Annotated in this window: 15 protein-coding genes; 12 read left to right on the top strand and 3 right to left on the bottom strand. The window is 63.2% G+C overall.

Annotation, left to right across the window (positions count from 1 at the left end; genetic code table 11):
* Nucleotides 1-54: 54 nt before the first annotated feature.
* The 6 genes from ACSQ3E_RS22090 to leuB all read left to right on the top strand — a co-directional run bounded on the left by ACSQ3E_RS22090 (nucleotide 55) and on the right by leuB (nucleotide 5,196).
* Nucleotides 55-969: an ABC transporter substrate-binding protein gene (locus ACSQ3E_RS22090; RefSeq protein ID WP_436124331.1), complete on the top strand. Its 915-nt coding sequence runs from the start codon at nucleotides 55-57 to the stop codon at nucleotides 967-969.
* Between the two features lie 135 nt (nucleotides 970-1,104).
* On the top strand, nucleotides 1,105-1,710 hold the full coding sequence (leuD, locus tag ACSQ3E_RS22085; protein ID WP_115730070.1) for a 3-isopropylmalate dehydratase small subunit: 606 nt from the start codon (nucleotides 1,105-1,107) through the stop codon (nucleotides 1,708-1,710).
* Nucleotides 1,711-1,914: 204 nt separating this feature from the next.
* Nucleotides 1,915-2,751 (top strand): hypothetical protein, encoded by an 837-nt coding sequence (locus ACSQ3E_RS22080; RefSeq protein WP_436124330.1) that lies wholly within the window; start codon nucleotides 1,915-1,917, stop codon nucleotides 2,749-2,751.
* An 8-nt stretch (nucleotides 2,752-2,759) separates the two neighbouring features.
* Entirely contained in the window at nucleotides 2,760-3,140 is a 381-nt protein-coding gene (locus ACSQ3E_RS22075; protein ID WP_436124329.1) for a RidA family protein, read from the top strand.
* A gap of 13 nt (nucleotides 3,141-3,153) precedes the next feature.
* On the top strand, nucleotides 3,154-3,954 hold the full coding sequence (locus tag ACSQ3E_RS22070) for an endonuclease/exonuclease/phosphatase family protein (RefSeq protein WP_436124328.1): 801 nt from the start codon (nucleotides 3,154-3,156) through the stop codon (nucleotides 3,952-3,954).
* Nucleotides 3,955-4,092: 138 nt separating this feature from the next.
* A complete protein-coding gene (gene leuB / locus ACSQ3E_RS22065; protein WP_436124327.1) occupies nucleotides 4,093-5,196 on the top strand; it encodes a 3-isopropylmalate dehydrogenase in 1,104 nt (367 codons plus the stop codon).
* Between the two features lie 68 nt (nucleotides 5,197-5,264).
* Here the strand turns inward: leuB and ACSQ3E_RS22060 are convergent, their stop codons facing one another.
* The gene (locus tag ACSQ3E_RS22060) at nucleotides 5,265-6,011 is read right to left on the bottom strand and encodes a DUF805 domain-containing protein (protein WP_436124326.1); all 747 of its coding nucleotides are present in this window, start codon (nucleotides 6,009-6,011) and stop codon (nucleotides 5,265-5,267) included.
* A 304-nt stretch (nucleotides 6,012-6,315) separates the two neighbouring features.
* On the opposite strand from ACSQ3E_RS22060, the gene ACSQ3E_RS22055 reads away from it, so the two are divergent.
* Nucleotides 6,316-8,214 carry an ABC transporter ATP-binding protein/permease gene (locus ACSQ3E_RS22055; protein WP_436124325.1) on the top strand — a complete coding sequence of 633 codons (1,899 nt, stop codon included), beginning with the start codon at nucleotides 6,316-6,318 and terminating at the stop codon, nucleotides 8,212-8,214.
* Between the two features lie 29 nt (nucleotides 8,215-8,243).
* Here ACSQ3E_RS22055 and ACSQ3E_RS22050 read toward each other — a convergent pair whose 3' ends face one another.
* A complete protein-coding gene (locus tag ACSQ3E_RS22050; protein WP_436124324.1) occupies nucleotides 8,244-8,903 on the bottom strand; it encodes a GNAT family N-acetyltransferase in 660 nt (219 codons plus the stop codon).
* Between the two features lie 153 nt (nucleotides 8,904-9,056).
* Here ACSQ3E_RS22050 and ACSQ3E_RS22045 point away from each other — a divergent pair, with 153 nt between their 5' ends.
* The 5 genes from ACSQ3E_RS22045 to ACSQ3E_RS22025 all read left to right on the top strand — a co-directional run bounded on the left by ACSQ3E_RS22045 (nucleotide 9,057) and on the right by ACSQ3E_RS22025 (nucleotide 13,185).
* Nucleotides 9,057-9,188, top strand: coding sequence for a hypothetical protein (locus ACSQ3E_RS22045; protein WP_310325754.1), 132 nt, complete (start codon nucleotides 9,057-9,059; stop codon nucleotides 9,186-9,188).
* Between the two features lie 110 nt (nucleotides 9,189-9,298).
* Nucleotides 9,299-10,333, top strand: a complete 1,035-nt coding sequence (locus tag ACSQ3E_RS22040; protein ID WP_310325751.1) for an aspartate-semialdehyde dehydrogenase — start codon at nucleotides 9,299-9,301, stop codon at nucleotides 10,331-10,333.
* A gap of 5 nt (nucleotides 10,334-10,338) precedes the next feature.
* Nucleotides 10,339-10,869 (top strand): GNAT family N-acetyltransferase, encoded by a 531-nt coding sequence (locus ACSQ3E_RS22035; RefSeq protein WP_310325749.1) that lies wholly within the window; start codon nucleotides 10,339-10,341, stop codon nucleotides 10,867-10,869.
* Nucleotides 10,870-10,887: 18 nt separating this feature from the next.
* Nucleotides 10,888-12,120 carry a glycosyltransferase gene (locus ACSQ3E_RS22030; protein WP_436124323.1) on the top strand — a complete coding sequence of 411 codons (1,233 nt, stop codon included), beginning with the start codon at nucleotides 10,888-10,890 and terminating at the stop codon, nucleotides 12,118-12,120.
* Nucleotides 12,121-12,279: 159 nt separating this feature from the next.
* Entirely contained in the window at nucleotides 12,280-13,185 is a 906-nt protein-coding gene (locus ACSQ3E_RS22025; protein ID WP_436124322.1) for a bestrophin family protein, read from the top strand.
* Here the strand turns inward: ACSQ3E_RS22025 and ACSQ3E_RS22020 are convergent.
* A complete protein-coding gene (locus ACSQ3E_RS22020) occupies nucleotides 13,176-13,706 on the bottom strand; it encodes a cupin domain-containing protein (RefSeq protein ID WP_436124321.1) in 531 nt (176 codons plus the stop codon). The genes ACSQ3E_RS22025 and ACSQ3E_RS22020 overlap by 10 nt on opposite strands.
* Nucleotides 13,707-13,714: the final 8 nt, after the last annotated feature.

Raw genomic sequence — 13,714 nt, 5'->3', positions numbered from 1 at the left:
TGTTCTGACCCTTTGCCAAACCTTCTTGCCCCCGTCAAGTTTGGAGCCAGGACCATGAAGCTCTTCGCCAAAGCCGCACTCGGCCTCGCAATGGCCGCCTTTGCTGCCAGTTCCGCCTTCGCCCACGAAGTGAAACACGCCATGGGCGTGACCGACGTGCCCGAAAATCCGCAGCGCATCGTGGTGCTGACCAACGAAGGCACCGAAGCCGTGCTGTCGCTGGGCTTCAAGCCGGTCGGCGCCGTGCGCTCCTGGACCGGCTCGCCCTGGTACAAGCACATCGCCGGCAAGATGGACGGCGTCGAGGTGGTGGGCGAGGAATCGGCCGTCAATCTCGAGCTCATCGCCGGCCTGCAGCCCGACCTCATCCTCGGCAACAAGACGCGCCAGGAAAAGATCTACGACCAGCTCTCGGCGATCGCGCCGACGGTCATGTCGGAGCGCTTGCGCGGCGACTGGAAAGTGAACTTCGCGCTTTATGCCGACGCGCTCGGCAAGAAGGCCGAACGCGAGGCCCAGCTCAAGGCATTCGACGACAAGGCGACCAAGCTCGGCACAGCACTCGGCGACAAGAAGGCCGAGAAGGTGTCGCTGATCCGCTTCATGCCGGGCCTGACCCGCATCTACTACAAGGACACCTTCCCCGGCATGATCTTCAGCCAGATCGGCATCCAGCGCCCCGCGGTGCAGGACAAGCCCGGCTTCGCCGACGACGTGACCAAGGAACGTATCCCCGAGTTTGACGGCGACCACCTGTTCTACTTCGTCTACGAGACCGGCAACGGCAAGGCGAGCAAGCAGTCGGAAGAGTGGCTGTCCGAGCCGCTGTGGCAGAACCTGTCGGTGGTGAAGGCCGGCAAGGCGGTCGCCGTGGACGATGCGGTGTGGAACACGGCGGGTGGCGCGATCGCCGCCAACCTGCTGCTCGACGACATCGCCCGCGTCTACGGCCTGACGCCGGCGAAGTAGCCGGCACAGGCCTCATGCGTGGCCGCGCATGAGGCCAAGGCTCCTTCCCCAGCGTCGAAACGCTTTGATTCCCGGCCAAGCTTGTGTAAAGCGGGGCACGCCAAAATCCCCGCAACAGCCAGACGGGCAAAAGCCATGGAAAAATTCACCAAGCTCACGGGCGTCGCCGCCCCCCTGCCGATCGTCAATGTCGACACCGACATGATCATCCCCAAGGATTATCTCAAGACGATCAAGCGCACTGGCCTTGGCACCGGGCTTTTCGCCGAGATGCGCTACAATGAGGACGGTTCGGAGAACCCCGAATTCGTGCTCAACAAGCCGGCCTACCGCAAGGCCGAGATCCTCGTCGCCGGCGACAATTTCGGCTGCGGCTCGAGCCGCGAGCATGCGCCCTGGGCCCTGCTCGACTTCGGCATTCGCTGCGTCATCTCGACGTCGTTCGCCGACATCTTCTACAACAACTGCTTCAAGAACGGCATCCTGCCGATCACGGTCAGCCAGGAAGACCTGGACAAGCTGATGGACGACGCTTCGCGCGGCGCCAACGCCACCGTGTCGGTCGATCTCGAAGCCAAGGAAATCCGCGGTCCCGATGGCGGCGTGGTCACCTTCGACCTCGACGACTTCCGCCGCCACTGCCTGCTCAACGGCCTCGACGACATCGGCCTGACCATGGAGAAGGCCGCGTCGATCGACAGCTACGAAAAGAAGGCTGCCGAGAACCGCCCCTGGGCCTGATCCTGAAAGTATGGTCAGCCTCAAGCTGAAATTCTAAAAAGCCCCGCCCGACAAAAGTCGCGGCGGGGCTTTTTGCTGGAACAATCGGCTCCTGCTGACAGGCCAGCGGTGCCATGCCATGGTCCCGCCTCGGGATTCGGGGCGCGTGCGCAGGCCAGGACCAGCCGCTCCGTGACATCGCAGGTCGATCTCCAGGAGCATACCATGAAATCTTCCGCCCTCTTCGCAGCATTCGCGCTGGCGTTGACCACGTCCACTTCGGCGCAGACCCAGGACAGCGAACCGCAGACAATCCCGTTCGAAGGCGGCAACTTCACCGTCGTCGAGAACGCCGAAGGTGAAAAAGTCGTCGCCTACGAGGGCAAGGAAATCGCCCGGAACTACGTCGCCTTCCACGACCGCACCGTCGAGGTCGCCGGCACCAAGGTGGCGATCTTTGCGGTGGGTGACGGCGGCAACGCATGCAGTCCGGAGGTCGTGCTTGCCTGGAAGACCGAGGCCGGCATCCAGTCGACGGTGGTCGGCGATGGCGAATGCGACATCCCGTCGGCAGCCGCAACGGCATACAACATCTTCTTCGTGCCGTATCCACTGCCTGGCCAAACGCTGCCGGTGAGGACGTGGCACCCGGACTACGGTTTGACTATGCATGGCAACCTCGCCTACACGCCGCAGCCCGGCACCGACTGGTCCGATCTCGATGTCAAACAATTCGAAGATGGTATCGTCGCGGCCTTCAAGAATGAGGTGGTCTACAAGGCTGCGCAACAGTTGCTTGGCGACGGCATGTCGGAATTCAGCACCAGCCTGCTGGTCAGTGGTGGCACGGAATCACTGCCGTCGGGTGCTTTCTATGCCAGCGGCTGCGTCCCGCATGCATGCAGCATCAGTGACGGCTTCATGGCGATCGATGCAAAGGCCAAGAAGCTCTATTTCGCCCAGCAGACCGACAAGTCCGAGCCGAAGACCTGGCCGGCGCTGGCCGGTTGGCCAGCGGAAATGAAGAACGCCATGACCAAGGCGCTCGCGCCGCAACAATGAGGAAAGATATGCGCAAGCTGATTTCGACAGGGTCGCCCTTCGAGAAGACCGCGGGCTACTCGCGCGCCGTGGTGCAGGGCGACTGGTGTTTTGTGTCGGGCACGACCGGCTACGACTATGCCACCATGACCATGCCCGACAGCGTGGAGGCGCAGACGAGCAACTGCCTGGCGACCATCGCCAAGGCACTCAATGACGGCGGCTTCGAGATGGCGGACGTGGTGCGCGCGCATTATTACATCACCGACCAGGCCTATGTGGACGCGGTGTTCCCGATCCTCGGCGAGACCTTCGGCGACATCCGCCCGGCAGCGACGATGATCGTCTGCCAGCTCAACAAGCCTGAGATGAAGATCGAGATCGAAGTGACAGCGCTGAAGCGCATGTGACCGGAGGGACTGCTTGCGCATCCTATCGTTGAACGGCTGGGGCGGCAGGCTCGGCGAAGAGCTTGTCGCTTACGTCAGGAACGCCGACCCCGATGTGCTGTGCCTGCAGGAAGCGACCAGCACGCCGGGGGCTACGTCGCCGTGGCTGGTCTATCGCGACGGCGGGGGCGAGCTTTTGCAGCGGGCGAACCTGTTTGCCGAGGTGGCCGAAGCCCTGCCTGGCCACCAGGCCTTCTTCTGCCCCGCCGCGCGCGGCCCGCTCCATGACGGCGACCGGGCGTTTCAGTCGGAATGGGGGCTGGCCACCTTCGTCAGGCGCTCGCTACCGATCATCGGACAGGTACAGGACTTCATCCACGGCGCCTTCTCGGCCGATGGCTTCGGCGACCACCCGCGCTCGCGCAACGCCCATGCGGTGAGGCTGCATGACTATGCGACCGACAAGAATGTCGTCGTCCACCTCCATGGCCTGCGAGAGCTCGACGGCAAGGGCGACACGCCGGCCCGCGAAGCGCAAACCAAAAGGCTGATCGAATTGATCGACAGGGTGCGCCACGAGGGCGACGGCCTCGTTGTTTGCGGCGACTTCAATGTGCTGCCGGACAGCCGGATGCTCGCCGAATTGCGCGACATCGGGCTGACGGAGCTGGTGACGTCACGCGGCTTCACCGACACCCGCACCTCCCATTACCTGAAGGCGCCGCGCTTCGCCGACTACATGCTGGTCAGCGGCAATGTCGATGTGCGCAGCTTCGAGGTCGTGGTCCAGCCTGAAGTCTCCGACCACCGCGCCTTGCTGCTGGAGATCGGGTAGGCTGGTCAGGCTACAAATCTAGTCAAACGGGCGTTGGCGGAGCAATTTGCCAGCTCTGGAGCGCCCTTTCCTGCTTGCACCGACGCCCCTCCAAGGCTAGCAAGACCGCGGTTCACGCATCTTTCGGAAAGGCTTTCCATGGCGACGCGCAATCTTCTTCTCCTGCCCGGCGACGGCATCGGCCCCGAGGCCATGGCCGAGGTCCGCAAGCTGATCACCGCAATGAACGAGAAGCTCGGCAGCGGCTTCACCACCGAGGAAGGTCTCGTCGGCGGCTCGGCCTATGACGCGCACGGCCAGGCGATCTCGGATGCCGACATGGCCAAGGCGATGGCCGCGGATGCCGTGCTGTTCGGTGCTGTCGGCGGCCCGAAGTGGGATGCCGTGCCGTACGAGGTGCGCCCCGAGGCCGGCCTCTTGCGCCTGCGCAAGGACATGGAGCTGTTCGCCAACCTGCGTCCGGCGATCTGCTATCCGGCGCTCGCCTCGTCGTCCTCGCTCCGACAGGAAGTTGTCGAAGGCCTCGACATCCTGATCGTGCGCGAACTGACCGGCGGCGTCTATTTCGGCGAGCCCAAGCAGATCATCGACCTCGGCAACGGCCAGAAGCGCGGCATCGACACGCAGGTCTACGACACCTTCGAGATCGAGCGCATCTCGGGCGTCGCCTTCGAACTCGCCCGCACGCGCCAGAACCGCGTGACGTCGATGGAAAAGCGCAACGTCATGAAGTCGGGCGTCTTGTGGAACGAGGTGGTGACCGCCACCCACAAGGCCAAGTACGCCGATGTCAAGCTCGACCACATGCTGGCCGACGCCGGCGGCATGCAGCTGGTGCGCTGGCCCAAGCAATTCGACGTCATCGTCACCGACAACCTGTTCGGCGACATGCTGTCGGACGTCGCCGCGATGCTGACCGGCTCGCTCGGCATGCTGCCTTCGGCTTCGCTCGGCGCGCCTGATGCACTGACCGGCAAGCGCAAGGCGCTCTACGAGCCGGTGCACGGCTCGGCGCCCGACATCGCCGGCAAGGGAATCGCCAACCCGATCGCCATGATCGCGTCATTTGCCATGTGCCTGCGCTACTCGTTCAACATGGTGGCCGAAGCCGACCGCCTCGAGGCTGCGATCGCCGCCGTGCTCGACGACGGCCTGCGCACCAAGGACATCATGTCCGAGGGCAAGACCGAGGTCGGCACGACCCAGATGGGCGACGCCATCATCGCCAAGTTCTTCGCCTGATAGCAGGCCGATGAATCGAAAACGGCGCCCAAGTGGCGCCGTTTTCATTTGTGCTTGTGGAATTGCCCCTAGGCGGCTGGCACATAGGGCGGAGGAATCCTCACCCCAACCGGCACCGGGCCCCATTTGTTTTCGTGCTTCTGGGACGGGATCAGGGTGAAGACGAAGATGATCAGGCCGCCGACATAAGGCAGCAGGATCAGCAGATAGAACCATCCCGACAGGCCGAGATCGTGAATGCGGCGGATGGTGACGGCGATGCTGGGCAAAAGCGTTGCCAGCACGAACAGGCCCGGCAGCGCGAAACCGGCGATTGGCTCCTCCATACCCGCATCGAGATTGCCGAGCGCACCGTCGATGGCGAAGCCGATGATCGCCAGCGCGACGGCCGAGATCGCCCAGAACAGGTAATAGCCCCAATATTCCTTGCGTCGGGCGCGGGTGCGGAAGGTGACGTAGTTGACGGTCAGCGCGCGCCAGAAATACGACCACAGTCCGGTCGAGGATGGCTCCGTCGCCGCCGCACCCACTCCGCTGAAGACCGCTGTTTCCTGGTCAGAGCTCCGGCGGCCGAACTGCGGTACCGATGTCGTCGACGTTGCCGCCGCGGCCGTTTGCGCAACGCCAACCTGAGCATGGATCGCAAACACGTCGCGTGCCTGGCTGCCGCTCGGCTGGAACTCGATCTGGGTCCCCTTGCCGGGGATTGCCGTGCCCCTCAGGTCCTCGCGGGCGAAGGTATAGCGGTTGCCGTCGACCCCGACGATGAAGCCGAAGCCCTGAGCCTGATCGTAGTGCAGCACTTCCCCGCGCATCTGTCGCCCCCGCGAATCGCGAGCCAAACAGTGTTCTAACTTCCTTCGCGCCGCAAGCTCTCGCGTCGCCCGTACGGGTCATCGGAGCGCGTTGGACAGCGTTGCCCTCACGCAACGCTCGCGGCGCGTTGATTAGCCGGTAACCATATATTGACTGTGAAATGCTCAACTCGTGTTACCCTTTCGATAGGCAAAGGGCATGGGGTAAGGAACTGTGATTCGGGTCGACAGACCTCGAGATCCATCGTCGAACAGATGGCGTCGCGGCGCCGCCAGGCCGCCTCCCTTGACGCCGGTTTCCACGATGCGAAGCTTCTGGGGCCTGATGAGGGCCTACTGGTTCTCGGATCGCTGGAAGGAAGCCTGGGGGCTGACGCTGGTGATCGCCCTCCTCACCGCACTTTCCAGCAAGGCCAGCGTCTGGATGGCCGAAGCTTCAGGCGAACTGGTCAATTCGATCGCCTTTTTCCACGACCCGGCCAACATGGCGCCCCTGGCGTCGCTGCTGACCAGCGCCGGAACGTTGCTTATCCTCGTGGTCGTCAAGGATGCGGGCTTCATCGGCATCCGGCACCTCTTCTCCACCACCTTGCATCGCAAGTGGCGCGGCTGGCTGAACAACCGCTTCAACGCCGCCTTGCTCGACGCCAATCACACCCATTTCCACGTCCAGCACAACGCCGGCGACGGCCCGGGCACCGCGCCCGACAACATCGACCAGCGCGTCCAGGATTCGATCAAGGGCATGACCGGCGGCGCCATTGGGCTCGCCATGGGCGTGATGGGCGTCACTACATCTCTGTTCTTCGTCGGCCAGAAGCTGCTCGAAACCTCGACCGTGGTGCCGGGACTTGAGGTCCTCGGCCCCTATGGCAGCGTCATCCTGGCCTTTGCCGCCGTCGCCGCCTATGTGCCGCTCAACACCTACATCGCCATGAAGCTCGGCGGCATGATGGAGCGCCTCAGCATCCGCATGCAGCAGGCCGAGGGCAGCTATCGCGGCGAACTGACGGTGCTTTTGCGGCGCAGCTTCCATGTCGCGGCATCGCGCGGCGAAGACGTACAGCGCTCGATGCATGACCGTCTCTATGTCGACATCGACAAGACCTGGTCGCGCCTCAACATCGTCAATGCCGGCTACATGTCGTTCGAGTCGATCTACGGCTTCATCGCCGCGCGCATCGTCGCCTACGGGCCGGGGCTGGTGCCCTACATGCATGGCCACATCAACCTGAAGGGCTACATCACCGGCGCCGAACTGGTGAACTCGCTGATCAGCCAGTGTTCGTGGTTCATCCAGGTGATGCCGGCGATCGCCACGCTTCGGGCCAACAGCGAACGTGTCACCGATCTCGCCAAGGCGATCGAGAACGTCCAGAAGCCGCCGTCGTTCTATGCCGCGACCGGCAAGTCCGAGTTCAGCTATGGCAGCCAGAACGCTCTGTTCGGCCTGACCGTCCGCAACCTCCAGCTTATGCATCAAGGCCCTGAAACCAGCCCCTTCCTGACGGTCTCCAACCTGCGCTTCCGCCGTGGCGAATGGACCTTCGTGTCGGGCCAGTCCGGCTGCGGCAAGACCTCGCTGGTCAAGGCGATCAACGGGCTGTGGCCATATGGCCGTGGCGCCATCGTCTTTCCCGAAGGCATCAGGTCGTTCTACGCCACCCAGGACGTCAAGCTGCCTCAGGTTTCGCTCAAGCAGTTGGTCTGCCTGCCCGACCATCCGGGCAACCACTCCGAGGCCAAGGTGGCGGTCGCCATGCACAAGGCCGGCCTTGGCGAACTGATCGACCATCTCGATGACGAAACCCGCCAGGGCAAGAGCTGGGACCAGCTGCTTTCCGGCGGCCAGAAGCAGAAGCTTGTCGCTGCCCGTATCCTGCTTTTGCAGCCCGGCCTTTTGTTCCTCGACGAGGCGACAGCGGCGCTTGATCTTGATGCCAAGATCGCCTTCCACCAGGTGATCAAGGACAATTGCCCCGATGTCATCGTCATCAGCGTCATGCATGAGGCGGTGCCGCCAAAGTCGGCGCTCGGCGTCGAATTCTACGACAGCATTCTCAGTATCGCTGATGGCATCGGCTCGAAGAAGGCGCTGGTCAGCCTGCCGGCGGAACTCACCACGCTGCTGGCCCAGCCTCAGCAGCCGGAGGAAGAATGGCCGCCGCTCAGATTCCCGCGCGTCAAGCTGAAGGAGAAATAGGCCGCCGATTCCGGCGCAGCTGATGGCAACTACAACTCCGCCCGGATTTCGTTCATCGAGCGCAACTGCCTGCCATCGCGGAAATTGGCGGGATCGAGCCACTGCTCCATCGTTGCGCGGCGCGATGGCCACTCCGACGACAGCATCGAGTACATGCAGATGTCTCTTGGCATGCCCTTGAGCAGCAATCCTTCGCGCAGCGTCCCCTCATAGATGAAACCGAGCCGATCGGCGGCGACGCGCGAGCGGCTGTTTTCGGCGGTGCACGTCCATTCGAGGCGACGATAGCCAAGCTCCTCGAACACGTGGCGAATGACGAGATAGAGCGCCTCGGTGGCTAGCGTCGTGCGCTGGATCCCACTGGTAAAGAGCACGTAGCCGAGCTCGACAACTTGATGCGCAACCCGGGCCTCCATCAGGCACAGCCAGCCCAGTATGTCGCCCTGCAGATCAACAACCGCGAAAAACGCCCGCTTCGGGTCGGACACGAGACCGTCGATATGCCCGGCGAATGCGGCTTCGTCTGCAAACGGCCCGACCTTCATCTCGGCCCAGATGGCTGCAACGTTTTCGTCATGCGAACGGCGATAGAGCATTGAAGCATCCGACGCATCCAGCGGGCGGAGGCTGCCATGGCGACCGTTGATGACTGCAGCTACCGGCACCTTAGCTTCGGCTGGCTTGCCCATCGGCTTCGTCCCGTCGGCTCGGAACATCGAGAGTAGCCCGCCCAATATGCAAGGCAACTCTAATTTGACACAAACGGTGCAGCCTCAGGCAGTGCGCGCGATTGACTCTCCATACAAACCGGATAAAAGCGGCGGCGAACAGGGATACCTCCGATGCGCGGCCTCTTGATGGCGCTTTTCGCATTCGATTTCCCCGGCCACGACAGAAATCGTGCCGGGCGCGGAGCCGTTTCCCTGCTTTCGACCAAAACCATGGCCAAAACCACCACCACCAAAATGGTGTGATTTCCCTTGGCCTGCTCACCCTCTCCCGGGTCCGGCCCGGGGGATGAAGCCCGCAACGGCCAGCGGGTTTTCTCCAAAAAGCGAGCGGAGAGGGACAGGAGATTTTCGATATGGGTTTCAAGGTTGCAGTCGTCGGCGCCACGGGCAATGTCGGCCGGGAAATGCTCAACATCCTCGAGGAACGCGGCTTTCCGGTCGATGAGGTCGTGGCTCTCGCCTCGCGCCGTTCGCTCGGCACCGAAGTGTCGTTCGGCGACAAGACGCTGAAGGTCAAGGTTCTCGATACTTACGACTTCTCCGACACCGACATCTGCATCATGTCGGCCGGCGGCAACATCTCCAAGGAGTGGTCGCCCAAGATCGGCAAGCAGGGCTGCGTCGTCATCGATAACTCGTCGGCCTTCCGCTACGACCAGGACGTGCCGCTGATCGTTCCGGAAGTGAACCCCGACGCGATTTCCGGCTTCACCAAGAAGAATATCATCGCCAACCCGAACTGCTCGACCGCCCAGCTGGTCGTGGCGCTCAAGCCGCTGCATGACGCCGCCACCATCAAGCGCATCGTCGTTGCCACCTACCAGTCCGTTTCGGGCGCCGGCAAGGAAGGCATGGACGAGCTGTTCACCCAGACCCGCGCCGTCTTCGTTGCCGATCCGGTCGAAGCCAAGAAGTTCACCAAGCGCATCGCCTTCAACGTCATTCCGCACATCGACGTCTTCATGGAAGACGGCTCGACCAAGGAAGAGTGGAAGATGGTCGCCGAGACCAAGAAGATGCTCGATCCCAAGATCAAGCTGACCGCCACCTGCGTGCGCGTGCCGGTGTTCATCGGCCACTCCGAAGCCGTCAACATCGAGTTCGACAAGCCGATCACTGCCGATGAAGCACGCGACATCCTGCGCGAGGCACCGGGCTGCCTGGTCATCGACAAGCGCGAGGACGGCGGTTACGCCACCCCGCTCGACTCGGCCGGTGAAGACGCGACCTACATCTCGCGCATCCGCGAAGACCAGACGATCGACAACGGCCTGTCGATGTGGATCGTCTCCGACAACCTGCGCAAGGGTGCTGCTCTCAACGCCGTCCAGATCGCCGAGCTTCTGGTCGAGCGCGGCCTGATCTCGCCGAAGAAGAAGGCGGCCTGATAACAATGCACGATGTCGTGCTGCGTCCGGCCGAGGCCAAAGACGCACACGACATCGCCCGCATCCTGAGGGCGGCGCTCACCGCCTTCGACTGGATGCCGCAGCTGCATACGCCTGATGAAGACCTGTACTTTGTCAGCAACATCCTGCTTGCTGAGCAGCAGGTCACGGTCGCAACGATCGATGACAAGATTGCCGGCTTCGCCGCCATCAAGAATGAGTGGATCGAGCAGCTCTATCTCGATCCCGCCTGGACAGGCCACGGCATCGGCACCCGGCTTTTGCATCACGTGACCAGAGCAATGACTCACGTGAAACTTTTCTGCTTCGAGGCCAACACAGGCGCGCGCCGTTTCTACGAGCGCCACGGCTTTGTCGCCGCCGCCTTCGGCGACGGCTCGTCCAATGAAGAAGGCTTGCCGGATATCCTCTACGTCCGCCACGACATGCCGGCGGCACAGGCCAAATCCCTCAAGGTTGATTCCGGACATCGCTACGGTAGACTGGGCCCGTCGCAGGGAAGCAGCGGGGGCTGAGGTACCGGAGGCAGGACAATGGCGCGCGATAGTCTAGCCAGCGACAGCGCCCGCCAGGCCGGTCTGGACCGACCGCTGCGGATCCTGATGACAAATGCCGTGCTGACCGGCCGCAGCGGTACCGAAACGCTCGTCCGCGACATGGTGCTGGCGCTGCGGCGGCGCGGCCATTCGGTAACCGCCTTCGCCCCGATCACAGGTCCTGCGGTGGCCGAAATCCGCGCCACGGGTTCGCCGGTGGCAACGTCGCTGGCGTCGCTCGAAGCGCCCGACATCATCCACGGCCATCATACGGGGCCTACCATCGCCGCCCTTGCCCGCTTTCCCGGAACCCCTGCCATCTTCGTCTGCCACGACTTCAGCAGCGAGATAGACGCGCCGCCAATTCATCCCAGGATCAGCCGCTATCTGCATGTGCGGTCAGCACTGCGCGGCAGGCTGGTGGACGAGTGCGGGATCGCTGCGTCTAAGGTGAGGTTCTGGCCGAACACCATCGACCTGCAGCGCGTAGGGCCAACGGCCCGGCCGCCAGAGAGGCTGGCGACCGCGGCAATCTTCGCCCACCCCGGGACTATTCCCTTTACCGGCATGATCGCCGAAGCCTGCCAGCGCCATGGCATTGCCTTTCGCGGCGAGCTGGTTGGCAAGGCAGCGGACGACGTGGTCAAGCGGCTGAGTGGTACGGACCTGGCATTCGCCAGCGGCCGGATGGCGCTCGAAGCCATGGCGCGGGGCTGCGCTGTGATCAATGTCGACCGTTTCGGCGTCGGCGGCCTCGTGACCACCGGCAGGTTCGCCGGTTTTGCCGACGTCAACTTCGCCTATGGCGCATTGTCCGGCGCAGCATCGCCCGAACTGCTCGATCGCGAAATTGCCGCCTACAGTGCGGAAGACGCCTTCGCGGTCACCGAACGCGTGCGGCGCGACTTCGCCAGCGACAAGGGCGCCGAACAGCTCGAAACGACCTACCGCGACGTGCTCGCGGAACGTCCCTGGCCGAGGCGCGAGCCGAACGAGGACGAATTGGCGATGGCCGCGATCATCGAACGATTTCTGCAGCAGAAACGCATCTATGACCGCAGCTTTCTTAGACTGCGAGAGGGTCTCGGTCCGAGCGAGGAATTGCAGTTTCAGATGGGCGAGCTGGCGAGCAGGGCAGCCGAACTGGCGGAAGAAGTCCGTCGGCTCAGGCGGGGCGGCGTCATGCGCAGGCTGATCGACAAGCTGATCGGGCGAACCTACCGGAATTAACCGGAGCGAAGGCAGCTGCGCGTCTTCCATCGCGCAGCGTCGCATGGGGCCGGCAAGCTTGCGCGGACAAATCAACGCATTCGCTATCCATGTCGCGATTGGAGATGACACCGGTACGCCCGGCGGCGCAATATCGGCTAGAAAGAGGTACCACGCCGCATGATCGTTCGCCCGCGCACCAATCTTTTGAAGCTGTTCTTCGTCATGCGCGGCTCCGTGGTGCCACGCATCCTGCCGCAGATCCTGGGCTTCGCGCTCTACGGCGCGGCGGTGGTTGTCGCGATCAGACTGCTCAAGCTCGATCTCGGCGATGCCGGCGTCGCACCTTTCGCGCTGCTGGGCGTTGCCCTTTCCGTCTATCTCGGTTTCCGCAACAACGCCGCCTATGACCGCTGGTGGGAAGCCCGCAAGCTGTGGGGCCAGCTCGTCTTCGAAATCAGGAACCTGTCGCGCGCCGCAACCGCGATGATCTCCGACCGTGACGAGCTCAGGCCGCTTCTGATGGATTCACTGGCCTTCTGCCATTTCCTGCGCGGCGAGCTGCGCCGGGTCGACACCAGGGAGGCAGCCCGTCCCTTTGTCGGCGATGCCGTCGACGAAATCCATGCCGCGACCAACAAGCCGGATGCTGCTATGCGGCGGATGGGCGGGAAGATCTGCGCGCTCAAGCGCACCAAGGTGCTGGAGGCGATGGACTATCGCATCCTCGACGAGCGCTTGTCGGCGATCTCAGCGCTGCAGGCTGGCTGCGAGCGCATCATGGGCACGCCGCTCCCCTTTGCCTACACGCTGCTTTTGCAGCGCACCGCCTACATCTTCTGCCTGCTGCTGCCGTTCGGCCTGGCGGGCTCGGCCGGCTGGGCAACGCCGCTGTTCACCGCGCTGATCGCCTACACCTTCTTCGGGCTCGATGCGCTGTCGGAAGAGCTCGAAGACCCCTTCGGCATGGAAGCCAACGACCTCGCCCTCGACGGCCTGTGCCGGGTCTGCGAAATCTCGGTGTTCGAGGCGCTGGGCGAAACGCCGCCGCCAATGCTGCCGGCGGAGAACTTCTATTATTCCTGAGCTCGCCCGGCCCGGACACCGGCCGCGCTCGCATCGATGCCCTCCCAATAGTCCATCGTCGCAGACTTGCTGTAGCCTTCGCCGGTCAGGCGGACGCTGACGCGCCCCGATTCCGGATAGACGATGACATCGTTCGGATTTCGCTCGCCGATGATCAGATAGCGGCACGGCGCATCGGTGTGGTTGAACATCGAATGGCCGACCTTCTGGCCGGCGGGAAAGCAGACATAGTCACCGGCCTTCATGACATAGTTGCGCGCACCCAGCTTCAGTGTCAGCGCGCCTTCAAGGATGTAGGCGTGCTCCTCCTCGAGCATGTGATAGTGCGACGGATTCGTCTCCTTGCCCGGCGCGAGCTGCTCCAGCGCGACGCCGACATGGTCGCCGCCGCCAAAACTGGACAGGTGGCGGAAGCTCGAGCCAAAGCGCTCGCCATGCGAAAAGGCTTCGAGCGGCGCCGTCTCTGCGGCAAATGGTTCGGAGATGCCGTCGGCATTGAGTGCGGACATCTTGTCGGACATGGCAGTTC

Source organism: Aminobacter sp. LjRoot7 (assembly GCF_964252895.1).
Classification (GTDB): Bacteria; Pseudomonadota; Alphaproteobacteria; order Rhizobiales; family Rhizobiaceae; genus Aminobacter; species Aminobacter aminovorans_B.
The sequence above is the reverse complement of the archived record's forward strand: the minus strand, read 5'-3'. Positions and strand labels throughout refer to the sequence as shown.

Coding starts and splice junctions, on each gene's coding strand:
- ACSQ3E_RS22075 (WP_436124329.1), top strand. CDS start 2,760: ATGCGCAAGCTGATTTCGACAGGGTCGCCCTTCGAGAAGACCGCGGGC.
- ACSQ3E_RS22090 (WP_436124331.1), top strand. CDS start 55: ATGAAGCTCTTCGCCAAAGCCGCACTCGGCCTCGCAATGGCCGCCTTT.
- leuB (WP_436124327.1), top strand. CDS start 4,093: ATGGCGACGCGCAATCTTCTTCTCCTGCCCGGCGACGGCATCGGCCCC.
- ACSQ3E_RS22045 (WP_310325754.1), top strand. CDS start 9,057: ATGCGCGGCCTCTTGATGGCGCTTTTCGCATTCGATTTCCCCGGCCAC.
- ACSQ3E_RS22060 (WP_436124326.1), bottom strand. CDS start 6,011: ATGCGCGGGGAAGTGCTGCACTACGATCAGGCTCAGGGCTTCGGCTTC.
- ACSQ3E_RS22050 (WP_436124324.1), bottom strand. CDS start 8,903: ATGGGCAAGCCAGCCGAAGCTAAGGTGCCGGTAGCTGCAGTCATCAAC.
- ACSQ3E_RS22020 (WP_436124321.1), bottom strand. CDS start 13,706: ATGTCCGACAAGATGTCCGCACTCAATGCCGACGGCATCTCCGAACCA.
- ACSQ3E_RS22080 (WP_436124330.1), top strand. CDS start 1,915: ATGAAATCTTCCGCCCTCTTCGCAGCATTCGCGCTGGCGTTGACCACG.
- ACSQ3E_RS22055 (WP_436124325.1), top strand. CDS start 6,316: ATGCGAAGCTTCTGGGGCCTGATGAGGGCCTACTGGTTCTCGGATCGC.
- ACSQ3E_RS22035 (WP_310325749.1), top strand. CDS start 10,339: ATGCACGATGTCGTGCTGCGTCCGGCCGAGGCCAAAGACGCACACGAC.
- ACSQ3E_RS22030 (WP_436124323.1), top strand. CDS start 10,888: ATGGCGCGCGATAGTCTAGCCAGCGACAGCGCCCGCCAGGCCGGTCTG.
- ACSQ3E_RS22040 (WP_310325751.1), top strand. CDS start 9,299: ATGGGTTTCAAGGTTGCAGTCGTCGGCGCCACGGGCAATGTCGGCCGG.
- ACSQ3E_RS22025 (WP_436124322.1), top strand. CDS start 12,280: ATGATCGTTCGCCCGCGCACCAATCTTTTGAAGCTGTTCTTCGTCATG.
- leuD (WP_115730070.1), top strand. CDS start 1,105: ATGGAAAAATTCACCAAGCTCACGGGCGTCGCCGCCCCCCTGCCGATC.